The organism is Sinomonas terrae (assembly GCF_022539255.1).
In the GTDB taxonomy this organism is placed as follows: domain Bacteria; phylum Actinomycetota; class Actinomycetes; order Actinomycetales; family Micrococcaceae; genus Sinomonas; species Sinomonas terrae.
In genome coordinates this window covers 1-24715 of record NZ_JAKZBV010000002.1, presented here as the reverse complement: position 1 = coordinate 24715, position 24715 = coordinate 1, and the positions used below count along the sequence as shown (strand labels likewise).

Genomic DNA, 24715 nt, shown 5'->3' with positions numbered 1-24715 from the left:
AACGGAAGAGGGCTAGTGAGCCATCAGGTCGAGCTCGGCGATGATGCCCTGGGGAACGTCGGCGGTGAGTTCCACCGTGAAGGAGCCCGGCGAATGCCGGGTGACCAGGATTCCGTGTCCGGGCGTGTCGAGTGCGTGCTGGATGGCGTGGTCGACGACACGGTCGAGTTCGGCTTCGAGGACCTTCCGGCTGTCGATCTCCAGCGTCTTGGCGTAATCAATGGTCTTGAGCGCCATTGTCTGCTCCTGTCTTAGCTCTTGATGGAGTCTTTGAGAAATCTGGGCTTCGCTCGGCCAAGCGCAGACGCAGCCGAAGATGATAAGGCGCGCCCAGTCGCCAGGGGACTGCTTCCCCGGCCCTCACCTGTCTCCGTCGACATCGCCGGGGCAGCTCCGATCTCAACGTCCTGGTAGTCGAGGTGAACGAAGGCCCTTGGCTCCACTCCCTCGGCTGCCAACCAGAAGCCAGACCTGTCCGGCATCACGGTTTCGACGATGCCCCGCCTGACGAGGAAGCCGCCTCTGCAAAGTTCGACTGCCGCTCCTGCCTCGGGGCAGTGCGCCCGGTTCCGTTCAGGCGAGTCGGTGAGCCAGGAGAAGCACGTGTCGGGCTCGTCGGTTCGGTATTCGAGGCCGACGCCACCGGCGTATCCGGCTTCGAACGCTGCCTGGACCCATTCTTCGAGCGGGAGACTCCCGCTGCCGGGGCATCCCCGCCCTGGTGCATCCGCGATCTGGATCCGGGCGAAGTCTGGGGCACGTCGCCGGATCACGGCGGTCATGTCCTCTCCACCGAAGCTGAGGTGGTAGAAGTCGGCGAGGAGGCCGATGTTGGCCGCGCCCTGGTCCCGGACGCGTTCGATGATGGACAGTGCGGAGGCCGCGGTCGCAAGCGGATAGGCGGGCAGCGCGCTGAGGGGTTCGAGTGTGAGGGTGGCGCCCAGGTCGCCGGCGCGCTGGGCCGCCTGGGCGAGGTTCGCCACTGCCGTGCGCTCCTGGTCATCGGCGGTCGCCCCGGGGACCCTCAGGCCGTACATGGGGTTGAAGACCTTCACGCCCAGTCTCCCGCCGAGCTCGAGGGCCGAATCGAGCGAGGCCATGAAGTCCTGTTCCCGTCCCGGGATGCAGGCGAAGCCTCGTTCGCCGGCCCAGAGGTCCCCGCCGAAGAGATTCAGGAGTCCGACGCGCACTCCGGCGTCCTCCACCGCTGCAACGAGGCGGTCCATGTCCCTTCTGCTGGGATAGGGGTCCGGGTAGGGCCACCACAGCTCGATCTCCTCGAACCCAGCCGCGGCTGCTGCGGAGGGCTGCCGGAGCAGGGGAAGGTGGGACAGGACGGATGAGCAGTTCAGCGCCAGCGGCAGACAGGTGCCGGGGAACACTGCCACGTCATCAGCCTCCTCGGCAGTCGACCACTCGTTTCCCCCCATAGCGGGCCGATGCCGTGCCGGCTGGCACGGCACCGGCCCGCGGCAGGGGGGAGGACCTCAGCGGCTCAGGGAGCCGCTGAGGTCGTGGCTGGCGTCGGGCGTCTCGGATTCGAGGCACCACTTGGCCGCGTTGGCGAGGAAGGTCTTCACGATCGACTGGCGCAGGTCGGAGGGGTGCCCCATGTTCGTGTAGACGGTGCGCTGGCCGTTGGGGCGTTCCCAGGTCCAGGCGACGGCTGAGGGCGTCGGCTCGTCTTCGGGGTCCACCGGCTCGCCCCACAGGATCGGGGTGCACCCTTCGCTGAGGTCTGTGCGGTAGAGCCATCCGCGCAGGTGGAAGGCCTCGGGGATTCCCTCGAGGATGGGGTGGCCTTCCTTGTCTGCCCAGGTGACGTCGGTGCTGGAGGAGTGGCCGTGGTGGCTGATCCACGGGGAGCCGAGGATGTTGCGCCCGAAGCCGTCGTTCCACTCGGCCCATTCGCTCTCGGGCGGGTAGTGGAAGGCGTGGCTCGAGGTGCGCAGGCCGATCACGTGGCCTCCGCGGTTGCAGTAGTCCACGATGTGGCGCATCTCCTCGTCCGGCAGCTGCCGCCATCGGGTGTAGACGACCAGGAGGTCGGCGTCGTCGAGGTCGGAGAGGTCCCCGAAGCTCTGCTTGGGGAAGTCCGGCATGTCCTCGAGGACGTCGGGGGTCTTGTAGACGACGTCGGCTCCGAGTCTCGCCTCGAGGTGCTCGGCGATGGGGCGCATGGTGCGGTCCGATTCGTACTCGCCTTCGCCGACGAGGAACACGATCTTGGTCATTATTCGGTCTCCTTGGTTTGTCCGTGGGGGAGGAGGAAGATCTTGCCGCAGGCGCCGGTGTCCTGGATGTCCATGGCTGCGGCTACGTCGTCGAGGTCCATGGTGTGGGTGACCATGGTGTCCAGGAGGCTTCCGGCCTTGCGGACGGTCTCCCACATCAGCGGGGCCATGCTCAGGTGGTTCCAGTGCCAGCATCCGTGGATGTCGAGGCCGAGCGGGACCAGGGGCGGCAGGTCGAGGTCGTTGCCCCAGGAGACGAAGCTGACCTGGCCCCGCGAGCGGGTGGCGAGGGCCAGGGTGCGGGAGGCGCCGGGGGCGCCGCTGGTCTCGATTGCTGCGTCGACGCCGCGGCCGCCGGTCGCTTCCCGGATCTGCTCGACCATGTCGGGATCGCGGGGGTCGAAGACTCGTTCGGCTCCCAGCTTGTGGGCGAGTTCGGCACGGTAGGGGTGGGTCTCGATGGCGAGGACCCTTGCTCCCCGGACCGCCCCCTGCACGATCGCGCCGAGGCCCACCGGACCGCACCCGGACACCAGGAGGGTGTCCAGGGCGTTGACGCCCATCCGCTGCATGGCGTTGAAGCTGGGGCCGAGCCCGCAGCAGGCGAGGGCGCCGTGGCGCAGGGGGATGTCGTCGGGGATCGGTGCCAGGAGCCAGTCGGGCTTCAGGACGTACTCGGCGTAGGTGGCCGTGCCGTACGGCTGGTTCGTCTCGGCCAGCACATCGCGCTGGTTCGGACAGTACATGTAGTCCCCGGCGGTGCACAGCGGGCAGGTGCCGCACCCGTAGTGCGGCATGACCGCCACCCGGTCGCCCACGTTGACCCGCCCCGAGTGGCCGGCGTCCACCACGATGCCCGCGGCCTCGTGGCCCAGCGCGTCCTGGACCGGGCCGCCATGGCGGTGCTTGAACTCGGTGCACATCGGGGAGATGAGGATCTTGACCACGACGAGGTCGCGGCTCGAAGCCGGCTGCGGCTGGTCGAGGACCTCGACGCGGCCTGGCGCGGTGATCGCTGCTGCCTTCACTGAAACGCTCGTTTCTGCTGGTGCGCCGTCGATCCGGCGCGGTGGGCAGCCCGCTGCCCGGGGGCCGGGAAGCGGGGCTGAAGGGAAAGCTGTCTCGAACAACTTATGTCTGGCGCATCCCTGCTGTCAGATGGCCAGAGCCGGGAAACCACCAGTCAGAAAGCGATACTAGGGCCGCGAAGGCCGTCTGTGAACCACTTTTGGTACGTAAAAAAAATTTGGCCGGAAGTCTGGATTTGCGGACGGAGCAGAGGGTACGTTGTCCCGGACGGCATCGACGTGACAGCGCTCACAGAGCCGAAAGTCGACAGATCCTGGAGACACACCAATGACATCTGGAAGCAGTACTGCTCTGCGCGTAGGCATGGTGGGCTACGCGTTCATGGGTGCGGCGCACTCACAGGCATGGCGGACGGCGCCGCGTTTCTTCGACCTGCCGCTGGCCCCGGTGATGGCCGCGGTCGCGGGCCGGGACCCGCAGCGGGTGGCGGCGGCGGCGGAGAAGCTGGGCTGGGAGTCGGCGGAGACGGATTGGCGGCGCCTGGTCGAGCGGGAGGACATCGACCTGGTCGACATCTGCACTCCAGGCCACACTCACGCCGAGATCGCGGTCGCGGCCCTGGAGGCGGGCAAGCACGTGCTGTGCGAGAAGCCGCTGGCGAACTCTGTGGCGGAGGCGGAGCGGATGACGGCGGCGGCGGATGCGGCGGCGGCGCGTGGGGTCTTCTCGATGTGCGGGTTCTCGTACCGCCGCACTCCGGCCCTGGCGCTCGCGAAGCGGCTCGTGGACTCGGGGGCACTCGGGACGGTCCGGCACGTGCGGGCCCAGTACCTGCAGGACTGGCTCGCGGACGAGGATGCGCCGCTGACGTGGCGGCTGGACAGGACGAAGTCGGGCTCCGGGGCGCTCGGGGACATCGGCGCCCATATCATCGACGCCGCCCAGTGGATCACCGGCCAGGACATCACGGGGGTTTCGGCGCTGCTGGAGACGTTCGTGAAGGAACGGCCGGTGGGCGGGGACTTCGTGGGCCTGGGCGGGGCGGGGCAGGCGGGCGGGCCGAAGGGGCCGGTGACGGTCGACGACGCCGCGGTCTTCAGCGCGCGGCTCGACGGCGGGGCGGTGGGCGTGTTCGAGGCGACGAGGTTCGCCCTGGGCCGCAAGAACGCGATGCGGCTCGAGCTCAACGGCTCGGAGGCCTCGCTCGCGTTCGACTTCGAGGACATGAACTCGCTGTGGCTCTACGACGCCGCGCAGGAACCGAACGCCGGCTTCCGCAAGATCCAGGTCACCGAGCCCGCGCACCCGTACACGGGCCATTGGTGGCCGGTGGGCCACGGGCTCGGGTACGAGCACGCGTTCACCCACCAGGTGGTGGACCTCGTGGAGGCCATCGCGGCGGGGAAGCAGCCCGCGCCGTCGTTCGCGGACGCGCTGCAGGTCCAGCGCGTCCTGGAGGCCGTCGAGGCGAGCGCCGCGGACGAATCACGCTGGACCAAAGTAGAAGGAGCATGACCATGGCACCGCGACCTATTACCTTGTTCACGGGCCAGTGGGCCGACCTGCCGTTCGAGGAGGTCGCGCGGCTGGCAGGGGAGTGGGGCTTCGACGGGCTCGAGATCGCCTGCTGGGGCGACCACCTCGACCCGGTGCGGGCGGCCGAGGACGACGACTACGTCCAGGACCGGCTCGACATCCTCAAGCGCAACGGGCTGGAGGTTTTCGCGATCGCGAACCACCTCACCGGCCAAGCCGTGTGCGATGACCCGATCGACGCACGGCACCGCGGGATCCTTTCCGAGGAGGTCTGGGGCGACGGCGACCCGGAGGGCGTGCGGCAGCGCGCGGCCGAGGCGATGAAGGCGACCGCGCGGGCCGCGGCGCGGCTCGGGGTCAAGACCGTCACCGGGTTCACGGGCTCGGCGATCTGGAAGGCCGTGGCGATGTTCCCGCCGGTCCCGGACGGGATGATCGAGGCCGGGTACCGGGACTTCGCGGACCGGTGGAACCCGATCATGGACGTCTTCGACGAGGTCGGGGTCCGGTTCGCGCTCGAGGTGCACCCCTCGGAGATCGCCTACGACTACTGGACGGCCAAGCGCGCGCTCGAGGCCATGGCGGGCCGGGAGGGCTTCGGGCTCAACTTCGACCCCTCGCACTTCATCTGGCAGGACCTCGACCCCGTCATGTTCCTGCAGGACTTCGCGGAGAAGATCTTCCACGTCCACGTCAAGGAGTCGATCCGCCACCTCGACGGCCGCAACGGCCGGCTCGGCTCGCACCTGGCATGGGCGGACCCGCGCCGGGGCTGGGACTTCGTCACCGCCGGCCACGGGCACGTGCAGTGGGAGCCGATCTTCCGCACCCTCAACGCGATCGGGTACGAGGGGCCGACCAGCATCGAGTGGGAGGACGCCGGCATGGACCGCCTCGTCGGGGCACCCCAGGCCCTCGCCCTCGTCAAGCAGCTCGCCCAGATCTCCCCGCCCGCCGCGGCCTTCGACGCAGCCTTCAGCAGCAGCCGGTGACCAGCAGCAGCCGGTGACGCCGTGCGCGGGAGCCGCGCTCCCGCCGTCGTACGCAGCCGCCCTATCGCCGAGAAGCCCCAGACCGGCACCGCTCCAACCATCCCAGACCACCACCACTCCAACCATAAGGAAAAGGCAATGAAGCTACTCCAAGAGAATCGCCCCCGAATTCCGCGGGTCGGTTCGAAATCCGTTCGGCGCGGCCTCGCTGTAGCAGGGGCCGCGGGCCTCGCCATCGGCATGGCAGCGTGCGGCAGCACCGGGCCCGGGCAGGGAACCGGGCCCTCGGGAACCGCCCCGATCACGACCTGGGCCGTCAGCAGCGGCGGCACCGACAACATGTTCCAGGACTCCTTCACAGCCTGGAACAAGGCGCACCCCAGCGAGCAGATCAACGCCTCCTACTTCGCCACCGATGCGTACAAGGACAAGATCCGCACCGCGATCGGCTCGGACCAGGCCCCGACCCTGATCTACACGTGGGGCGGCGGGGTGCTCAAGGGCTACGTCGACGCGAACAAGGTGATGGACCTCAGCGACATCGTCAAGCAGAACCCCTCGCTGAAGGACAAGTTCACTGCCTCGGTGGCCGCCGGGGGCGTCATCGACGGCAAGACCTACGCCATCCCCATGGCCGCGGTGACGCCGGTGCACTTCTACTACAACAAGGACGTCCTGGCCAAGGCCGGGGTCCAGCCGCCGCAGACCTGGGATGACCTCCTGGCCGCCATCCCGAAGATCAAGGCCACCGGTGCCGCGCCGATCTCCCTCGGAGGCGGCAGCAAGTGGCCGTACCTGATGTGGGAGGAATACCTCGTCGACCGGCTCGGGGGCCCCGACGTCTTCAAGAACATCCTGGCCAACAAGCCCAACGCCTGGTCCGACCCGGCCGTCATCAAGGCCAACACCATGATCCAGCAGCTCGTGGACGCCGGCGCCTTCGTCAACGGCTTCTCCTCCGTCCAGGCAGACAGCAGCGCCGACCTCGCCCTCCTGGTTTCCGGGAAGGCGGGCATGCTCCTCCAGGGCGCCTGGGACTACCCCAGCGTCTCGCAGATCGACCCTAAGTTCATCAGCAGCGGCAAGCTCGGCTACGGGGCGTTCCCGGCCGTACCAGGAGGCCAGGGCGACCCCAAGGACGTCGCAGGCAACCCGTCGAGCTACTGGGCCATCTCCTCAAAGGCCACCCCTGCACAGGTAAAGACCGCCGTTGACTACCTCGTCAACGGGCTCTGGGACCAGGGCTACACCGACCGGATGATCAACAGCGGCGAAGTGCCCCCGCTCAAGGGCCTGGACGACCGGGTCCAGAAGGCGGGAGACTTCCCTGCCGCCATGTACAAGATGATGAGCGACGCGCCCAGCTTCCAGATGTCATGGGACCTCGCCCTGGCGCCGGCCCCGTCTGCGGCCTTCTGGACCCAGCTCGACCTGCTCTTCAACAAGGCCGAGACCCCGCAGCAGTTCTCCGACAACATGAACAAGACGATCGGGCAATGAGCAGAGTCAAGACAGAGTCCGGTGCGGGGGCTTCCCTCCGCACCGGACCCAGCTCCTGGATGGTCGCGCCAGCGCTGGCATTCTTCCTGATCTTCGCGATCGTGCCCCTGATCCTCGCCGCGGTGCTCAGCTTCACCAAATGGGACGGGATCAACCCTCCGGCGTGGACCGGGCTGGGCAACTGGACCCGGACGCTCTCGGATCCGGTGACCTTCCAATCCCTGGGCCTGAGCTTCAAGGTCATCATCGTCTCGTGGCTGGTCCAGACGCCCCTCAGCCTCCTGGTGGGGGTCTTCACAGCCGGGCGCCAACGGTACCGCGCCGTCCTTGCGGCGCTGTACTTCCTGCCGCTGATCCTGTCCTCCGCGGCGATCGGCATCGCCTTCAAGGCGCTCCTGGACCCGAACTTCGGGCTCAGCAAGGCCTTCGGCATCCCGGCTCTGGCCCAGGACTGGCTGGGGAACCCGCAGCTTGTCTTCTACGTCGTGATCTTCGTCATCGCGTGGCAGTTCGTCCCGTTCCACTCCCTGCTCTACCAGGCCGGGACACGGCAGATCCCGACCTCCTTCTACGAGGCCGCAGAACTGGACGGCGCCAGCAGGATGCAGCAGTTCTTCCACATCACCCTGCCGCAGCTGCGCTACACCATCGTCACGTCCTCGACGCTCATGGTGGTCGGGTCGCTGACCTACTTCGACGTGGTCTACATCCTCACCCAGGGGGGACCGGGCTACTCGACCCGCCTGCTGCCTCTGGACATGTACCTCACAGGGTTCGCCTCCAGCGACATGGGCGATGCGAGCGTGCTGGCGATGCTGCTCGTCGTCATCGGGCTCCTCCTCGCGCTGGGACTGACGAAGCTGACCGGCTTCAGCCGCATGACAAGCCAGCAGGAAGGATCCTGAGAGACATGGCTACAGTTCTACGGGAGCGGACCCGGCGTCCCGTCGCGGCGGATCCGAAGCGCCGGCCGCGGAACGGGCGGAGGAGGGTCCGGCCCAATTACCTCGCAGGGATCGGCGGCTTCGTCTGGCTCGGCGTCATCATCATCCCCATCTACTACATCGTCATCACGAGCATCGGCAGGCAGTCCGACTTCTACACCGGGAACCCGCTCCTGCCCTCCTCCAACCCGACCCTGGACAGCTACAGGGCTGTCTTGGACAACGACTTCCTGCTCTATCTGGGCAACAGCGTCGTCGTCACGGTGGCGAGCGTCGTGGTGACCGTAGGGGTTTCGCTCATGGCGGCCTACGCCATCGTGCGCTCACGGGCGCGCATGGTGCGGCTGACGTTCTCCCTGTTCCTGCTCGGGCTGGCGATCCCCCTCCAGGCGACGATCATCCCGCTCTACTACATGATCGGCCAGGCGCACCTCTACGACACCCTCCTGGCACTGATCCTGCCCTCGATCGCGTTCGCCATCCCGATCACAGTCCTGATCCTGGTCAACTTCATCCGGGACATCCCCGCCGAGCTGTTCGAGTCGATGCGGGTGGACGGTGCGAGCCATTGGCGGCTGTTCATCTCGCTCGTCGTCCCGCTCTCGCGTCCGGCGATCACCACCGTCACGCTCTACAACGCGCTGAATGTCTGGAACGGGTTCCTGTTCCCACTGGTGCTGACCCAGAGCGCCGACAAGAGGGTGCTGCCGCTGTCGCTGTGGACCTTCCAAGGCCAGTTCTCCATCAATGTCCCGGCCATCCTGGCCGCCGTGGTGCTCTCGACACTGCCGATCTTCGTCCTGTACGTCCTCGGACGGCGGCAGCTGGTCGCGGGCCTCACCGCCGGTTTCGGCAAGTGACCGATCCGTCGACTGCGGTGTCCAGTCGTCCTGGCTGGACGCGGACGGCTACGATGCCTGACAGCCCTTGCGGGTTGCCCTCCGGCGGACCGGCTGGGGCCAGGCGGGAGAGCAGGTGAGCAGATTGGATGCAGCCGACGGGGATCGAGGCCCGAGGGCCAGCAGCCAGGAGCAGGTACGCCGGGAGAACCTCTCCCGCGTCCTGCGGCTCGTCCACTCCCGCAGGCGGGTGCCCCGGGCAGAGATCACGCGGGCAACCGGACTGAACCGGTCCACCGTCGCGGACCTCGTCGCAGAGCTGGTCGGCCTCGGCCTAGCCTTCGAGTCGGAGCCGGAGCGCGCGAATCAGGCGGGCCGGCCGAGCCCGGTGGTCTCGGCGACCAGACGTCCAGTCGCCATCGCCGTCCATCCCGAGACAGACGCGCTGACCATCGGAGCTGTGGCGCTGGACGGAACCCTCGTCCAGCGGATCCGGTACCCCCTCGATCTCCCGCCGACTCCCTCGGAACTGGTGGAAAGGGCCTCCGAGGTGATCGCGGGCCTCGGGCTCGGCTCCGACGCCCATCCCCCCATCGGGATTGGCGTGGCCGCGCCCGGGCTGGTGCGGTCCTCGGATGGAATTGTGAGGCTCGCCCCCCACTTGGGATGGGAAGACGTTCCCCTTGCCTCGCTCCTCCAGGAGGCGACGGGGCTGCCGACGAGGATCGCCAATGACGCCCACGTCGGAGCCCTCGCGGAGGCCATATTCGGAGCAGGCCGGGGGGCAACCGACATGGTCTTCCTCAACGGCGGCTCCAGCGGCATCGGCGGAGGCATCCTCGCGAACGGCCGGCCGTTCGGCGGCGGAGACGGCTACGCAGGCGAGTTCGGCCACACGCTCGTCAACAGCGCGGGCCAGCGGTGCCAGTGCGGGGCGCGAGGGTGTCTGGAGACAGAAGTCCGCCCCGAACCCCTGCTGGCAGCCTTCGGCCCCGGATTCCGAGCACTTCCGGCCGGCGAAGACGTGGGTGCAGCGCTCACCCCCTCGAACAGGGAAGCAGTCATGGACGAGGCCCGCCGTCAGCTCGGCTTCCTCGCCGTCTCGCTCCGGAACATCGTCAACGCGCTCAACCCGCAGGTGATCGTGCTCGCGGGCTTCCTGGCGACGCTGCAGGCCATCGACCCAGGCTTCCTGGACCGAACGCTGCGAGAACAGGCCCTGACACCGCCTCTCGAAGGCGCCCAGATCCGTGCAGGAGCACTCGGCTCGGACCTGCTGATGGTCGGCGCTGCCGAGCTCGCCTTCGGACCGCTTCTGGACGACCCGGCCTCGCAATCCCCAGAGGGAGGATTCCTGCGGGCGGCGTACGCGCGCCGGACTGGCTAGAGTAGCCCTGATACGAATCAAGACCTGCAGGAAGGGCGGCGGTGGAACCCAGCCAGAGCATGTTCGCCGCCGCGTCCGGGAAGCGGCTGAACTCCCGGGCCATTGCCGCCGCAGCGGGCGTCTCCCAGGCCACCGTCTCCAACGTCCTCAACCACCCCGACGTCGTCTCTCCGGCCACCTACGAGAAGGTCATGGCCGTGATGGAGTCCCTCGACTTCGTCCCCAACCGCTCGGCCAGGGACCTCAGGGCAGGAGGGGGCTCGGCACTGGGACTCATCGTCCTGGACATCTCCAACCCGTTCTGGGGCGAACTGGTCCGCGGCGCCGAGGAGGTCGCCGCCGCCAAGGGACAGCCGGTGATCGTCTGCAGTTCGGAGCAGTCCGCCCAGAAGGAGGAGCAGTTCCTCCGCCTCCTCGAATCCCACCAGGTCAGCGCAGTGCTCATCGCGCCGGTCGCCCCTGATTCGCCGGCGCTGCGCGGTGCCCGCCGCCGCGGGACGAGGCTGGTGTTCCTGGACCATGCGGACACGGCCGAGGACGTGATCTCGGTCGGGGTCGACGATGTTAAGGGCGCTCGGATGGCCGCAGAGCACCTCCTCTCCGAGGGCCACCGTCAGGTGGCCTTCGTGAACGGCCCGCGGAGCATCTCGGCGTGCCGCGACCGTGCGCGCGGCTTCCTCGGCGCCTACACGGGGGCCGGCCCGGACGCCCGCGTGACCGAGATCAGTGTCCCGGCCATGACGGGACGCGAAGGGATGGCGGCCGTGGAAGCACTGCTGGAGGTCACACCGGCTGTCAGCGCGGTGTTCTGCGCGAACGACATGCTTGCGCTCGGGGTTCTGCGGGGCCTGAGCCGCCGCGGGGTCAAGGTCCCGGAGCAGGTCTCGCTCGTCGGCTACGACGACAGCGAATTCGCAGAAGTCCTCTCACCCGCCCTGACCACGGTGCGCATCGACCCATTCGAAATCGGGCGCCGGGCTGCCCGGGTCGCCCTCGACCTGTCCCCGGAGGAGGCGGGCGCTTCCCCTGTAGTCCTCGAGCCGCACCTGATAGTCCGGGAATCGGTCCTGCCGAGACAAGCATGAGGCGCAACATGGCAGGCTTCCGCGGGGAGCCCCAAATGGCGGAAGATCGGAGCTGTGGGGCTAATCCGGCAGAGGAGGAGGCAGCAGGTTGAGCGAGACCTCTGAGACCGAGTCACCCGCACGCGTTCCCGCCAAGCTGGTCGACGTCGCCCGCCATGCCGGTGTCTCCACCGGCACCGTCTCGAATGTCCTCAACAGGCCAGGGCGGGTGCGCGCTGACCTGAGGGCCCGGGTCGAGCAGTCGATCGAGGAACTGGGGTTCCTCGGCTCCCGTGTGGCCAGCCAGCTCAAGAACGGCCGGAGTTCCCTGATCGGCGTGGTCCTGCCCGACGTGGGGAACCCCTTCTGGGCAGACCTCCTCCGCGGAGTCGAGCAGGTCTTGGACCGCTACGACCTGACTCTCGTCGTCGCCTCGACCCGACTGGACCCAATCCGCGAGCAGAGGCTCCTCGAAGCACTCGCGCGCCACCGGGTCGACGGCCTGATCCTGGCACCCGCGCGGCGCAGCTTCCAACTGGCCGAGGTCTTCCTGGACCGTCCGTTCGGGGTTGTGACCATCGACCAGAGGGCCCCGGCTAAGCGTTGGTCGTCGGTCGCGCTCGACGACGTCAAGGGCGGAGAACTCGCGGCCGGCCACCTGCTCGAGAGAGGATACCGGCAGCTGGTCCTGGTGAACTGCTCCGATTCCGCCTCCTGGCCCGCCGACCGCCGGGCCGGAGTGAGGAAGGCGATCGCCGAGCACGGCCTCCTCGAAGCGGACTGCCTGACCGAGGTCCTCCCAGCGGGGGAGGGCACGGTGGCAGACGGCTTTGCGGCGGCGGAAGAGGTCGCCCAAGCAGTCCGCGGCGAGCCCACCGGGGTGATCTGCGGCAACGACCTGCTGGCCCTCGGGCTCCTCCGAGGCCTCCACGACCGCGGACTCCGGGTCCCCGAGGATCTGGCGCTGGTCGGATACGACGACGTGGACTTCGCGGCCGCCCTCTCGCCCGGCCTCACCTCAGTGCGCCAGCCCTCGTTCGACATGGGCGCCGCTGCGGCCCGACTGCTGCTGAGCCAGGCTGAAGGTCACAGTCACCACGTCACCTTCGAGCCAGAACTCATTCCCCGGGGGTCATCCGGCGCCCTCCCCATGCCGAGGAGCCCTTTCCACCTTCACTAACAGTCACCTGCATCAAGAGGTCGTTCGGCTGACAGTCTCATCAGCTGGCGCTGTGGCTTCTTCGAGGATCTCCAGGACGTGGCGGTAGGGGTGCCCGGTGGCCTTGGTCATTCCGAGTTCGCAGGTGCGGTTGGTGGAGGCATAGGCGTCGAATGGCCCGTCCCTGATCTCCTGGGCCTGCCCGCTGGTGGCGGAGTCGGTGAGTTCTGGGTGGAACAGGCCGCGGTCTCCGGCGAAGGCGCAGCAGCCCCACTCGGCGGGGATGAAGACTTCTTTGGACACGGCGTGGGCGATCTCGGCCAGGGCCGGGTTGGTGCCCAGCTGGGTGGAGGAGCAGGTCGGGTGCAGGGCCAGTGAGCCGAGCAGGCCGGAGACCGGAAGGTGGGGTAGGACGGAGCGGTGGACGAAGTCCACCGAGTCGACGAACCTCAGGGCCCTGTAGGGCTCGTTTTCTCGGGCCTGCCGTTGCATGTTGAGCAGGCCCTCCGTACACGATGCCGCGTCGCAGACGATGGGCAGGGCTCCGCCGCGGCTGGCGTCGTGGAGTCCTTCGAGTACTTGGGCAGACATGCGCGCGGAGCCCTACCCTGAGCCTTCTGGGCCGAATGGTGCCGATGCAGGCGGGGAAGAAGACGGCCTGGGCGTCCTGGTCCCGGCGCGGCTTCCGCCTCGTCCCTCCGCGGGGGAGGCTGGGGTCGTACTGGGCGACGGCCTCGGTGCCGAGCACGGCGCGAGCGAGCGCGGTTGCTGCTTTGGTCAGCGAGGAGGTCCCAGTGCCCAGCCGCCGCCTTCCACCCGGCCTGGGGGAGGCTGCCGGCGTTCTCCCTGCGCAGCCGCCGGACGAGGTCGCCGGTGTTGATCAGCACCGGGCAGGCGGTGGCGCACATCCCGTCGGCCGCGCAGGTCTGGACGCCAGCGCTCGGGCTCTTCCCCGGCCGTCCGCCGTCAAGCACCCACGGATCAATGGATGGGTGCGTCGGGGTTGATGTCTGGGCCGAAGAATTTGATGATCGTCATGTCGGTTGTCCCGGTGTTGGTGTACTCGAGGTCTTGGATGGCGCGGTCGTGGACCACGAGCAGCTCGTCCGAGCCGGGCGTGTTGCCGAGGACCTGCTGTCCTCCGATGCGGCCTTCGCCTCGCCACACGAGCAGGTTGAACACTCCGTGCTCTCGGCAGGTGTAGGTCTGACCCGGTCGGACGACCAGGCGCTTTCCACTGAATTTGGTGGAGCCGTAGAAGATCCAGGCCTCGGACCCGGATTCCGATTCGTGGAAGACGGCCGGTGGGATGTGGCGGTTCTCGTAGAAGTAGGGGTCGCCGTTGGCGTCCCAGTCCAGCCAGTCCAGGAGGGCGGCTTCTCCGCGCTCTTCCCTGTCGGTCTCGCTGACGTCCTTGTAGAGGAGGTCCTTGCTGATGATCTTGCCGGCGTTGAGGGCCTGGAACATGGCGAGGGTGTCGGAGTCCTCCTGAAGCTCAATGGTCAGGGCGGTTCCGGGCGCGTGCAGGACGCCCGAGGGCAGGAAGAACCCGTCTTCGGGCATCTGCTTGTAGGCCCGCGCGTACTGGAGGATGTCGTCGGAGTCCCACGCGGTGAGCTGATCGAGCAGGAGGTCGGCGCGACGGGATGCTGCGATGCCGGGGTGGAGGCCGAAGAAGGTCTCGGGATGGGCCCCCATCTCGACCCCAGCGGGGAAGTAGTAGGCCTCGTCCTTGGAGTTCCTGCCGACCTTGGCCGCCTGGTCCTTGGGTGGGTGGATGTGGAAGGGGATACGGGCTGCGAAGTCGTAGATCTTGGCGAGGCGGCCGAGGCCGCCGTGGGAGCGGGCGTAGTCCTGCCCGAGGATGGCGGCCGGGTCAGCGCTGATGGCTTCGGCCAGGCTGATCGGCGCACCGCTTGCGGGACGGATGTAGCTGATTCCCTCGTCGTCGGGTCCGACTGCGTTGTCCGCGTGGGTGGTCGAGCCGAGCCAGCGTTCGCAGATCGTGCCGCGCTCCCCGACGTCGTACTGGTCCTCCCCCAGGCCGAGCCGACGTCCGGCCGGCAGCCAGTCGCGGGCGACCAAGGCCGCGTCGAGGGGGAGCACCCCGTCGTGTTCGGCGACGGCCTTGGCCAGCTGCTCGGCGATGGAGCTCATCAGGAGTGTCCTTTGTTCGCTGTGATGGTGAGGGTGTAGGTGCGGGAGTCGCCGGGCTTGAGGGTGATGACCTCGCCTCGGGCCCGTGCTGCAGGGCGCCCTTCGTCTCTGGCGGTGGAGGGTTCGAGCCCGAGGACATTGGTGCGGGCTCGGGGGAACTTCCAGACCACCAGCACGGGCATGGTCTCGTGGCGCCATTCGAGGGTCAGGTGCGGGTGCTCGGCACCTGCACGCCGGACCGTGGCTGTGCCCGCGTCTGCGGGGTGGTTCGTCTCGACGTAGAGGACTTCCTCGCGGGCCCCAGGGGATGGCTCGAGGATGCGGTTCCACGCTTCGCCCGCGGGGGGCGCATCTGCCCGCCATCCGGCAAGGGCACCTCCCAGATCCATGACGTCTCCGGGGCGGATGAATGGGAAGCCGAAGTTGGCGTGGTAGCGGTACATGTGCGGTGCGTCCACGGAGCCGGTGTTGGTGACGGTGTCCTCGATGCGGAGGACGGGGGCGCCGGCACGGGCGCGGATGGCGCGGTGCCGTTCCAGCGTCGGCCCGCCGAGGTCGGTCTCGACGACACGGCCTCCGACCACGATGTCCAGTTCGTCGCCGCTCCATTCCCAACGATGGGAGACGCTTTCGGCTGGGAGGCTCGCGACCCTGCCGTGGAGGCCGAGCTCTTCCCCGTCCCGGGAGGCGGCACCGATGCTCATCATTCCGCACGTGGTCAGGAGGCCACCGCCGAACGTCCGGGTCCAGCCCGATCCGGTGTGCTCGGCGAATGCTGGCGCTACGGGCCCTCTCGGGGAGCGCCAGGACAGGGGCTCTCCCCCCACCGAGGCGTGGCCGATGTCCATTCCGCGATCGAGGAGCACATCGAAGCTGAAGCCTCCGACCAGGCGGAGTGCCAAACCCCTCATGCCGCGGGCCGGCCCGTCCGTGAAGGCGAAAGGGGCGACGTCGGCGAGCTGCCGGAGGTCGCCGACCAGACGCTCGACCTGCTGGCGCGAGTAGCTCTCTCGGCCTACCCGCACCCTGCCACCTCCTAAAATTATACGTACCAAACAGGACGACCGTAGCGGCAGGCGCCGCCTAGGGCAAGAGGGCTTCCCGTCTCTTCTTCTGGCAGGCGGACGTGAACGGGATTCATACCTGCACCAGAAGCTGGGACCGGGACGCCGTAATCCGGGGCGCCGTCCGTGATAACGTCCCCACAAAGTCCTATGGCGGTCCCGCGACCGGCGCGTGGAGAAGAGAGACCTATGAGTCACAGCAGAGTCCTGGGATGGGCCATCCTCGGCACGGGAAAGATCGCGCATGCGTTCGCGGCATCGCTGCCGCTGAGCGAGACGGGGCGTCTGGTGGCGGTCGGCAGCCGGACGATCGAGAGCGCCGAGGGGTTCGGCCACAGGTTCGGTGCAGAGCGCTGCCACGGGAGCTACGCGGCTGCGCTGGAGGACCGCGCGGTCGACGCGGTCTACATCGCCACCCCCCACACCACCCACGCCGAGCTCATCGCGCAGGCCGCCGAGCGCGGCAAGCACGTGCTCTGCGAGAAGCCCCTGACAGTCAACTCGGCGCAGGCGCGGGAGGCGCTCGAGGTTGCGAGGGCTGGGCGGATCCTGCTCATGGAGGGCTTCGCCTTCCGCTTCCATCCGCAGACGAGCCGCCTCACGTCTCTGCTGTCAGCCGGTGAGGTGGGGGAGGTCCGGCTCGTGGAAGCTTCCTTCGGCTACGACGCCGGCCCGGCCCCGCGGAACTACCTGCTGCGCCGGGAACTCGCAGGCGGCAGCATCCTGGACGTGGGCTGCTATACGGTCGCGATGAGCCGGCTCCTGGCCGGGCTGGCAGTCGGGCGCCCTTTCGCTGAACCGGTCTCCATCACGGGAGCCGGGTGCGTCGATGACGAGCACGGGGTCGACCGCAGCGCTGCGGCGATGCTCTCGTTCGAGGGCGGCCTCAGGGCCAGCGTCAGCTGCTCGATCGAGACGAACCTCGAGAGCAGGCTGCGGGTCTGGGGCTCGTCCGGCGTGGCCACCCTCACCGACCCTTGGCTGCCCGGGCGAGGTGGGCCGGCGGCGATCGAGGTGAGCAACCGACATGGCAGGCGGGTGTGGGAGGCCCAGCCGGATGACGGGGACCTCTACGCCACGGAGGCCGACGAGGTCGCCCGCTGCTTGGACGGGGGCGAATCCCCGCTGATGACACCGGCGGACTCGCTGGGGAACATGGAGGCCCTGGACGCCTGGCGGAGCAGCATCGGGCTCGAGTACGGCGCCGACGTCGAAGGACTGGCTTGCCGACCATAGCCGATGTCGCGGTCCGGGCAGGGGTCTCCGTCGCGACCGCCGGCAGGGTCCTCTCGGGCAACGGATACGCGGGCAGGGACACCCGGGCGAAGGTCCTCCTAGCCGCTGAGGAGCTCGGCTACGTGCCCAACCAGGCGGCCCGGAGCCTCAGGCAGGGCAGGACCCGGCTCGTCGGGCTCCTGATCGCCGACATGGAGAATCCCTTCTATTCGATGATCGCCAAGAACGTCGAGTACGCCCTCAAATCGGCCGGCTACCACCTCGTCCTGTGCAACGACAACGACGACAGGGACGAGGAGAGGGAGAACCTCCTCATTCTCGAGCGCATGGGCGTGGACGGCCTCATCGTCGTCCCGACCGGGAGGAACAGGACCGAGCTGGAGCGCCTGAAGGAGAAGGGCATCCAGATCGTCCAGATCGACAGGTACGTCCCAGGCCTGCGCTGCGACGGCGTCGTGGCCGAGAACGAGCGCGTCTCCGCCGCAGCCGTGTCCCACCTGATCGAATCCGGGCACACGAGCATCGGCGTGCTGGCCGGCCCCTCCCACCTCACCACAGCCAAGCAGCGCCTCCTCGGCTATGAGCGCGCCCTGCGGGAGCACGGGATCCCCTTCAGGCCCGAACTCGTCAGAACCGGATCCTTCACGCACGACCATGCAGTCGCCGACGCCACAGAGCTCCTCGGCGCCTCCCCGCGCCCGACGGCCATCTTCGCCACCAACAACGTCCTCGCCGAGGCCTGCGTGACCGCACTTCGGGAACGCGGGCTCAGCATCCCGTCCCAGATGTCGCTGCTTGCCTTCGACGACCTTCCCTGGATGAGCCTGACCCACCCACCGCTGAGCACAGTCCGCCAGCCCGTCGCCGAGATGGCGCGGATGGCGGCCGAGCTCGTCGTGCAGAGGATCGAGAGCAACGCAGGTAGGCCCAACAGGATGACCTTCACTGCAGAGCTCGTCCTCAGGGGCTCCACAGCGCCGCCCCGGGCCCAGGACATCGAGGGAAGAAAGTCCCCCGCAGGGCATTGACGGGAAGGCCACCTGTCCGCGAGGCTGTGAGAACGATCTCACACGAGATCGCACTCCAAGGCCCCCTGGCCCCTCTCCGACGAGGAGCAACATGCCACGCACAGCCCCAGCGATTGCCTTCACCTCCCCCGGGGAGGCCCGGCTCATCGACGTCCAGATCCCAGACCCCGGCCCGGGCGAGGTCAGGGTCCGCACGGCATACTCCGGCGTCAGCCAGGGTACCGAGCGTTGGCACCTCACCGGCCGATACCTCGGACTGGACCAGGACCACCCGGAGCGGAACTATCCGAGCTTCCCCGGCTACCAGGCAGCCGGCATCGTCGAATCGGTCGGCGAAGGCGTCAGCGACCTTGCCGTCGGGGATCCGGTGGCCCTCGAAGGGACCCGCTTCCAGGACCCGGGCCTGACCAACCCCGGCCCCGGCCTGGCCTCCCATGTCGGGCTCCTCGTCGCCCGGGCGGACGCAGTCCTGCCGCTGCCGCCCGCCGTCGACCTCGCCGAAGCCTCCCTCTACAGGATGGCCGGCGTGGCCCGGCACGGTGCCAGGCTCACCGGTATCGCCGCCGGCGAGACAGTCCTCGTCCTCGGCCTGGGCATGATCGGGCAGATGGCAGCGCAGGCCGCGCGGCGGCGCGGGGCCCGGGTGCTCGCCGCGGACCTGATCGACAGCCGAGTCGAGGCGGCCGGAAAGTACTCCGCGGACGTGGCCGTCAACAGCTCGGGCCGCGACCTCGCAGACTTCATCCGCACGGAGGCCCCCCAAGGCGCCGACGTGGTCGTCGACACCACCGGAAACAGCGGCCTCTTCGGCCTCTGCGTGGACCTCGTGCGTCCCGAGGGCAGGATCTGCCTGCAGGGCTACTACCCCGACCCCATCCGGATCGACTTCCACGCCACGCACCTCAAGCGGGCCACAGTGGTCTTCCCCTGCGCATGGGACGGGAAGGACGCCGACCGCGGCATCGCCGAAGACCTCGCCGCGGAGCGCCTCGTCATCGACCCGCTAATCACCCACAGGATGCCCTTCGACGACCCGGCGTCCGCGTACGACATCGTCCTGAACGACCCCCAGCAGGGCCTGGGCATGGTCTTCGACTGGAGCCGCGCCGGTCTGGAGTGACCCCCGCGGCACAGCGCCGGCATCCGCGCCGTTCGCCTCGGCCACGTCAGGAATATCCGCAACAACAGAATGAACCGGTTCACGAAAAACCCCAACGTAATGGTTCGGCCCTTCCAACGAGCCGCTTCCTCCCACTGAAAGGAGTCAACGATGACCCACAACCCGAAAGCACTGGTGCGACGGGGTCTCGGCGCGGTCGCCACTGCGGCAGCGGTGGCCACCGCGCTCACCGGATGCGTGTCCGGTGCACCGCCGGCCGCCTCGGACACCCCCAGCTCCGTCACCGCGCCCTACTCGTCCAGCCATCCCTACCCTGACTTCCCCCAGTACACGAAGCAGGTGCATCTGACCTGGTGGACCTGGACGACCAATGCGGACAAGGTCATCGCCGCCTTCGAGAAGCAGTACCCCAACATCACCGTCACGGCCTACAACCCAGGCTCCGGAACCCCCACCTTCACCAAGCTCAAGGCGGCCCTCCTGGCGGGATCGGGGGCGCCGGACGTCTCGCAGCTGCAGTGGCCCCAGCTGCCGGAGTTCGTCGCGACGAACAAGCTGCTCGACCTCTCCCCCTACGTCAACCAGTACAAGAGCTACTTCCCCGACTTCGCCTGGGCGGACGTCACCTCCGGGAGCGGCGTCTACGGCGTGCCGGAAGACTGGGGGACGATGGGCTTGGCCTACCGCCCGGACCTGCTTCAGAAGTACGGGCTGCCGGTCCCCGAAACCCAGGCCCAGTTTGCCGACGACGCCGTCAAGCTCCACGCCGCCGATCCCTCGAAGTACATGACGGAGTTCCCAACGAACAGCGCAGGCTTCGTGATGGACTTGCTCTGGCAGGCGGGCATCAACGTCTATCAGCAGACGGGCCCCCAGAGCTGGAAGATCAGCCTGGACACCCCCCAGACCAAGGCGGTCATGGACTACTGGGGGAAGCTGATCGACGAGCACGCGGTTCTCCCGGTAGCTTCCTACACGCCGGCGGACTCCCAGAGGATCGCCAACGGCACGTATGCGTCCTACTTCCTGCCCGCTTGGGGGCCGACCTACCAGCTGGCCCCGAACATCAAGCCCGGGAGCCAGGCGCTCGCCCTCACCCACCTCCCGGACATCACCCCCGGGGTCAGGTCCAATTCCTCCGACGTCGCCTCGATCAACGTCGTGCCGAAGGCAGCCCCCAACCCCGGCGCGGCCGCGCTCTTTGCGGCCTATATCAACCTTGCCCAGCCGGAGCTCCAACTGAGCGCCGAGTCCGGGCCGGACGGCGGGAGGGGCCTCTTCCCCTCCGCCAACGCCCGCGCCACGGTCGATTCGTTCAACAAGCCCTCTCCGCTGTTCGGCAACACCAACGTCAACGCCACCTACGACAAGCTGACCAAGGACATCACCACCTCCTTCACCTGGAGCCCCTGGACCGGATTCGTCGACTCCACCATGGCAACCGAGCTGACCAAGGCCACCTCCGGCCAAGAGGCATTCACCGACGTCCTGCCCAATGTCCAGAAGGCCCTGGTCTCGTTCGCCAAGAGCCAGGGCTACACCATCACCGAATAGGCCACCGGCCGGCCCTTGCGGTCCCCCGGGCGTCCCTGAGATCCGGAGGACCGCAAGGGCTCCGGCGAGCGCCGGCTCTTCAACCAACCGCCAGTCAGAAAAAAGGAGGCGCAGCGCGTGCGCAATCCGCCCCGCACAGCAGAACCCGAGCTGGCCGCTGGAGGCCCCGCCGCCTCGGCTACGGCAGCCGCACCGATCGGCAGGTCCGATCCGGGCAGGAAGGGGACGGGCATCAGACGGAGGACCGGTAAGCGCGTGCCGCTCGTGCTGGCTGTGCCGTTCGGGATCCTCTACGCCATCTTCTTCGTCGGCCCCCTGGTCTACGCGCTCCTCGAGAGCCTGCAGTCCCCCCTGACCGGAGGGTTCGCAGGGACGATGAACTACGAGACCGCAGCCGGGTCGGCGGACTTCTGGTCGAGCATGGTGCAGATGTCCCTGTTCACCGTCGTTCAGGTGGCGGTGATGCTGTCGCTGGCCCTCGCCCTCGCCCTGCTCCTGGACAGCAAGTACTGCAGGGGGAAGAGCGCGTTCAGCATCATCTACTTCCTCCCCTATGCCGTCCCGGGAGTCATCGCCGCCATCATGTGGGCATTCATCCTCTCCCCGCAGACCGACTCGCTGCTGCGGGCGGCCAACGCCTCCCCCCTCGAGTCCGGAGGGGTCTTCTACGTCATCCTCACGATCGTCACCTGGGAGTGGACCGGGTACAACATCACCCTCTTCCTCGCCGGACTCACCTCCATCCCGGCAGCCGTCGTCGACGCGGCCCGGCTGGACGGCTGCGGAGAGTTCCGGCTCGCTTGGCACATCAAGCTCAAGATGCTCCGGCCCATCATCGCGTTCACCTGCTTCGCCTCCCTCATCGGCACGTTCCAGCTGTTCAACGAGCCCGACGTCATCAACTTCATCCATCCGCTGCCGGCGAACTACACGCCGAACCTGCTGATCTACAACACGGCCTTCCGGTTCGGGAACATCCCACTCGCCAGCGCCGAGTCGATGATTCTCGCAGCGCTGACCATCGGTGCCGCCCTCGTCTTCACACTGCTGGCCAGAAGGAGGAACCGGACATGACCACCCCCCGCATCACCACCGCACGGAGGCCGAAGAGGGCCGAACGGCTCAAGGTGCTCGCAGTCACCGCGGTCCTGGCCCTGGCCGCAGTGGTCGTCCTGGGTCCGCTCTACTGGCTCGTCGTGGCCTCGGGGAAGAGCCAGGAGTCACTGTTCACCAGCTCTACCCTCGTGCCGGGCCCCGACCTGTCCTACGGGGACAACCTCGCCAAGACGCTCGGCTTCCAGGGCGGCCAGTACGGGCTCTGGCTCGTGAACTCTGCGGTGTACTCCGGGCTGAGCGCAGCACTGGGGGTCTACTGCGCCACGATGGCCGGGTACCTCCTGGCCTGGTTCAGGTTCCGCGGCCGGAGCCTCCTCCTGGCGGTGGTGGTCGCCTCCCTCGCCATCCCGGCCACGGCCCTGACCATCCCGACTTTCGTCCTGGAGTCGTCCCTGGGGCTGACCAACTCCTATCTGGGAGTCATCCTGCCCCTGAGCGTCTACCCGCTCGGGGTGTTCTTCATCTACGTCTACGCCCAGCAGGCGATCCCGGCTGCCCTGCTCGATGCCGGCAGGATCGACGGGGTCGGGGAATTCCGGCTCTTCCACTCCGTGGCATTGAGGCTGCTGATGCCCGGCATGGCGACCATCTTCCTGCTCTCCCTCGTGGGGGCCTGGAACAACTACTTCCTCCCACTGGTCATCGTCAGCAGGGGCGACCTGTTCTCGACGACCCTGGGCTTGGGCACCTGGGTGAGCCAGCTCCACGACCCCACAGTGGGCACGCCGCCCTACGGGGAGATCTTCACCGGGTCCCTCATCTCGATCCTGCCGGCACTCATCGTGTTCCCCTTCGTCCAAAAGTTCGTGGCAAGCGGCATATCCGCAGGCTCGCTGGCCGGGGACTGACAGCCGGAGCCCTCTACGCAGTACACCAACTACCCGTCGCGAAGAAACCGGGCAACTGCCCGCGGAAGGGGACACGCATGAATCTGAGGCTCGACTGCGAATTCGGCACCGCCTTCGCCCCGGAGAACTTCTTCTTCGGGGTGGCCAACGCACCGTACCTGAGCGAAGGCGGGTACAACACCCCGGCCGGGCCCCAGAACAACTACGGCTATTTCGAACGGGACGGACGGGTCCCAGTCTCGGGTGCGGCAACCCGCTTCTGGAGCGAATACAAGCAGCACATCGAGCTGGCCGCCTCCCTCGGGCTCAACGCCTTCAGGATGGGCCTCGACTGGTCCCGCGTCCAACCCGCCACCACCCTCGCACCCGCCAAACCGCCGGCCTGGGACCCTCGGGCGCTGGACCGCTACGCGGACATGATCTCCTGCGTCCGAAGCCACCGGATGCAGCCGATCGTCACACTCCACCACTTCACCCATCCCGCCTGGCTGGGCGAGAGCATCTGGCTCGGCGATGAAGGCCCCGACCTGCTCGTCGACTACGAACTCCGCGTCGTCGAGGAGGTCAACGACCGGCTATCCGAGGCCGGCGTCGAGGTCATGGACCACTTCATCACCTTCAACGAACTCAACCTGGTCCCGCTGATCTACTTCGTCGGACCGCTCAGGAGCACCAGCGCACCCGATCAGGCCAGCCTGGCCCCGGCGTACGACAACATCCTCTCGAGGCACATCCGCATCTACGACGGGCTGCACGACCTGTTCGCCAGGAAGGGCTGGCCAACCCCACGCGTGGGGTTCGGGACCGCCAGCGCCATCGAATACGAGCACGACAGGCTCTTCCTCGACATCGCCCGCCTGCGCAGCTCCGGCGTGCGGCGGGAGCGGACGGGCGAATGGCTCGCCCGGCAGCGCGAGGCATGGGACACCCGGATGGACGCCCTCGCGCGGGCGAAGCTCACCGACGAACAGTACGCGGCGTACCGGCAGCAGAGGCAGCTCGCCGCTGCAGCAATCAGGCCGGAAATGCTCACCAAGACCCTCGAGGCGCTCTACGCCTCGGACCGCGACGAGAAGCTCGACTACCTCTCGGTGAACGTCTACGAGCCCCTCGGGCCGGCGAAGTCCGAGGGCGACCCCCGGAAGCGACCGAAGTGGTGGGAATTCGACGTCGACACGGACGTTTACCACACCTTCATCCACGCCTACAACGACGGCAACACCGGTCTGCCCCTGTACCTCGGGGAGAACAGCCTGGCCCTGCGCCAGGCGCCGGGCGCCCCCGCCCAGCCCCGCCCGGACGGCTGGAACCGCGAGCGATACCTCAAGGCGTACCTCATGGTCGCAGTCCGCGCCCTGGCTGAAGGCGTCCCGATCCATGGATACCTGTACTGGTCGCTGACCGACGACTTCGAATGGGAGGCGGGCTACGAGCCACGCCTCGGCCTCTACGGCTACGACTACGGCACCGGGACAATCGCAGAGACGGACGCCCTCGGCGAGCCTGCCGGGCCGGTATACGCCGAACTGATCGCGGCGCTGCGCAGCGGGGACAAGGCCCGCATCGCAACCACATTCACTGAACGGTATGCGGGTCGGGTAGGTTGAGCAGTCGTCCTTGCGACGAGTCTTGCTTGGGGTGCAGGGGCCAGTTGGCAGCAGTCTGCCCAAATGTCCGAGTTCTTCGCCCTGTAGTCGAAAACCTCCGCCATCGGCACCGGCGCTGACAGCTCCTTTCCTTCCGGCTTCCGAAGTGTGTGACGCAGCTGTGAGCATGGAGCCGGGACTGGGTGTTCTAGCTTGAAGTGCCAGCTCAGGCTGAGGGGCTGGGATATGGGCTTTCGCGCCGGTTCCTGTGAATGGTGGACTGGAAGTCGGACATGTCTGCCGGGGAAGATTGCCGGGGCGC

The 24715-nt window shown here is 68.0% G+C and carries 22 protein-coding genes; 15 read left to right on the top strand and 7 right to left on the bottom strand.

Annotated elements, in window-relative coordinates; all coding sequences use genetic code 11:
* Nucleotides 1-12: 12 nt before the first annotated feature.
* The 4 genes from L0M17_RS20900 to L0M17_RS20885 form a co-directional block, all read right to left on the bottom strand.
* Nucleotides 13-237, bottom strand: coding sequence for a hypothetical protein (locus L0M17_RS20900; protein WP_241056559.1), 225 nt, complete (start codon nucleotides 235-237; stop codon nucleotides 13-15).
* A gap of 14 nt (nucleotides 238-251) precedes the next feature.
* On the bottom strand, nucleotides 252-1388 hold the full coding sequence (locus L0M17_RS20895; RefSeq protein WP_241056558.1) for a hydroxypyruvate isomerase family protein: 1137 nt from the start codon (nucleotides 1386-1388) through the stop codon (nucleotides 252-254).
* A gap of 99 nt (nucleotides 1389-1487) precedes the next feature.
* A complete protein-coding gene (locus L0M17_RS20890; RefSeq protein ID WP_241056557.1) occupies nucleotides 1488-2234 on the bottom strand; it encodes a ThuA domain-containing protein in 747 nt (248 codons plus the stop codon).
* A complete protein-coding gene (locus L0M17_RS20885) occupies nucleotides 2234-3262 on the bottom strand; it encodes a zinc-dependent alcohol dehydrogenase (protein ID WP_241056556.1) in 1029 nt (342 codons plus the stop codon). The genes L0M17_RS20890 and L0M17_RS20885 overlap by 1 nt, the downstream gene beginning before the upstream one ends.
* Nucleotides 3263-3590: 328 nt before the next feature.
* Here L0M17_RS20885 and L0M17_RS20880 point away from each other — a divergent pair, with 328 nt between their 5' ends.
* The 8 genes from L0M17_RS20880 (at nucleotide 3591) to L0M17_RS20845 (ending at nucleotide 12705) form a co-directional block, all read left to right on the top strand.
* On the top strand, nucleotides 3591-4778 hold the full coding sequence (locus L0M17_RS20880; protein WP_241056555.1) for a Gfo/Idh/MocA family protein: 1188 nt from the start codon (nucleotides 3591-3593) through the stop codon (nucleotides 4776-4778).
* Between the two features lie 2 nt (nucleotides 4779-4780).
* On the top strand, nucleotides 4781-5791 hold the full coding sequence (locus L0M17_RS20875; RefSeq protein WP_241056554.1) for a sugar phosphate isomerase/epimerase family protein: 1011 nt from the start codon (nucleotides 4781-4783) through the stop codon (nucleotides 5789-5791).
* A gap of 138 nt (nucleotides 5792-5929) precedes the next feature.
* The gene (locus tag L0M17_RS20870) at nucleotides 5930-7291 is read left to right on the top strand and encodes an ABC transporter substrate-binding protein (RefSeq protein WP_241056553.1); all 1362 of its coding nucleotides are present in this window, start codon (nucleotides 5930-5932) and stop codon (nucleotides 7289-7291) included.
* Nucleotides 7288-8196: a carbohydrate ABC transporter permease gene (locus tag L0M17_RS20865; RefSeq protein WP_241056552.1), complete on the top strand. Its 909-nt coding sequence runs from the start codon at nucleotides 7288-7290 to the stop codon at nucleotides 8194-8196. Before L0M17_RS20870 ends, L0M17_RS20865 begins: the two co-directional genes overlap by 4 nt.
* 5 nt (nucleotides 8197-8201) lie before the next feature.
* Entirely contained in the window at nucleotides 8202-9095 is an 894-nt protein-coding gene (locus tag L0M17_RS20860; protein ID WP_241056550.1) for a carbohydrate ABC transporter permease, read from the top strand.
* 115 nt (nucleotides 9096-9210) lie between these two features.
* Entirely contained in the window at nucleotides 9211-10461 is a 1251-nt protein-coding gene (locus L0M17_RS20855) for an ROK family protein (RefSeq protein ID WP_241056549.1), read from the top strand.
* A 41-nt stretch (nucleotides 10462-10502) separates the two neighbouring features.
* Nucleotides 10503-11546 carry a LacI family DNA-binding transcriptional regulator gene (locus tag L0M17_RS20850; RefSeq protein ID WP_241056548.1) on the top strand — a complete coding sequence of 348 codons (1044 nt, stop codon included), beginning with the start codon at nucleotides 10503-10505 and terminating at the stop codon, nucleotides 11544-11546.
* An 88-nt stretch (nucleotides 11547-11634) separates the two neighbouring features.
* Entirely contained in the window at nucleotides 11635-12705 is a 1071-nt protein-coding gene (locus L0M17_RS20845; RefSeq protein ID WP_241056547.1) for a LacI family DNA-binding transcriptional regulator, read from the top strand.
* 12 nt (nucleotides 12706-12717) lie between these two features.
* Here the strand turns inward: L0M17_RS20845 and L0M17_RS20840 are convergent, their stop codons facing one another.
* The 3 genes from L0M17_RS20840 to L0M17_RS20830 form a co-directional block, all read right to left on the bottom strand.
* Nucleotides 12718-13275, bottom strand: coding sequence for a (Fe-S)-binding protein (locus L0M17_RS20840; protein ID WP_241056546.1), 558 nt, complete (start codon nucleotides 13273-13275; stop codon nucleotides 12718-12720).
* 390 nt (nucleotides 13276-13665) lie between these two features.
* On the bottom strand, nucleotides 13666-14841 hold the full coding sequence (locus tag L0M17_RS20835) for a hypothetical protein (protein WP_241056545.1): 1176 nt from the start codon (nucleotides 14839-14841) through the stop codon (nucleotides 13666-13668).
* The gene (locus L0M17_RS20830; protein ID WP_241056544.1) at nucleotides 14841-15866 is read right to left on the bottom strand and encodes a DUF4432 family protein; all 1026 of its coding nucleotides are present in this window, start codon (nucleotides 15864-15866) and stop codon (nucleotides 14841-14843) included. The genes L0M17_RS20835 and L0M17_RS20830 overlap by 1 nt, the downstream gene beginning before the upstream one ends.
* Nucleotides 15867-16094: 228 nt before the next feature.
* Between L0M17_RS20830 and L0M17_RS20825 the strand changes: the two genes are divergently transcribed.
* The 7 genes from L0M17_RS20825 to L0M17_RS20795 all read left to right on the top strand — a co-directional run bounded on the left by L0M17_RS20825 (nucleotide 16095) and on the right by L0M17_RS20795 (nucleotide 24414).
* The gene (locus L0M17_RS20825; RefSeq protein ID WP_241056543.1) at nucleotides 16095-17141 is read left to right on the top strand and encodes a Gfo/Idh/MocA family protein; all 1047 of its coding nucleotides are present in this window, start codon (nucleotides 16095-16097) and stop codon (nucleotides 17139-17141) included.
* Complete coding sequence (locus L0M17_RS20820) at nucleotides 17129-18169, top strand: LacI family DNA-binding transcriptional regulator (RefSeq protein WP_241056542.1); 1041 nt, start codon at nucleotides 17129-17131, stop codon at nucleotides 18167-18169. The genes L0M17_RS20825 and L0M17_RS20820 overlap by 13 nt, the downstream gene beginning before the upstream one ends.
* Nucleotides 18170-18260: 91 nt before the next feature.
* Nucleotides 18261-19289: a zinc-dependent alcohol dehydrogenase gene (locus tag L0M17_RS20815; RefSeq protein ID WP_241056541.1), complete on the top strand. Its 1029-nt coding sequence runs from the start codon at nucleotides 18261-18263 to the stop codon at nucleotides 19287-19289.
* Between the two features lie 150 nt (nucleotides 19290-19439).
* Nucleotides 19440-20843 carry an ABC transporter substrate-binding protein gene (locus tag L0M17_RS20810; protein ID WP_241056539.1) on the top strand — a complete coding sequence of 468 codons (1404 nt, stop codon included), beginning with the start codon at nucleotides 19440-19442 and terminating at the stop codon, nucleotides 20841-20843.
* A 117-nt stretch (nucleotides 20844-20960) separates the two neighbouring features.
* A complete protein-coding gene (locus L0M17_RS22810; protein WP_241056538.1) occupies nucleotides 20961-21917 on the top strand; it encodes a carbohydrate ABC transporter permease in 957 nt (318 codons plus the stop codon).
* Entirely contained in the window at nucleotides 21914-22807 is an 894-nt protein-coding gene (locus tag L0M17_RS20800) for a carbohydrate ABC transporter permease (protein WP_241056537.1), read from the top strand. Before L0M17_RS22810 ends, L0M17_RS20800 begins: the two co-directional genes overlap by 4 nt.
* A 77-nt stretch (nucleotides 22808-22884) precedes the next feature.
* Nucleotides 22885-24414 (top strand): family 1 glycosylhydrolase, encoded by a 1530-nt coding sequence (locus tag L0M17_RS20795; RefSeq protein WP_241056536.1) that lies wholly within the window; start codon nucleotides 22885-22887, stop codon nucleotides 24412-24414.
* The last annotated feature ends 301 nt before the right edge of the window (nucleotides 24415-24715 follow it).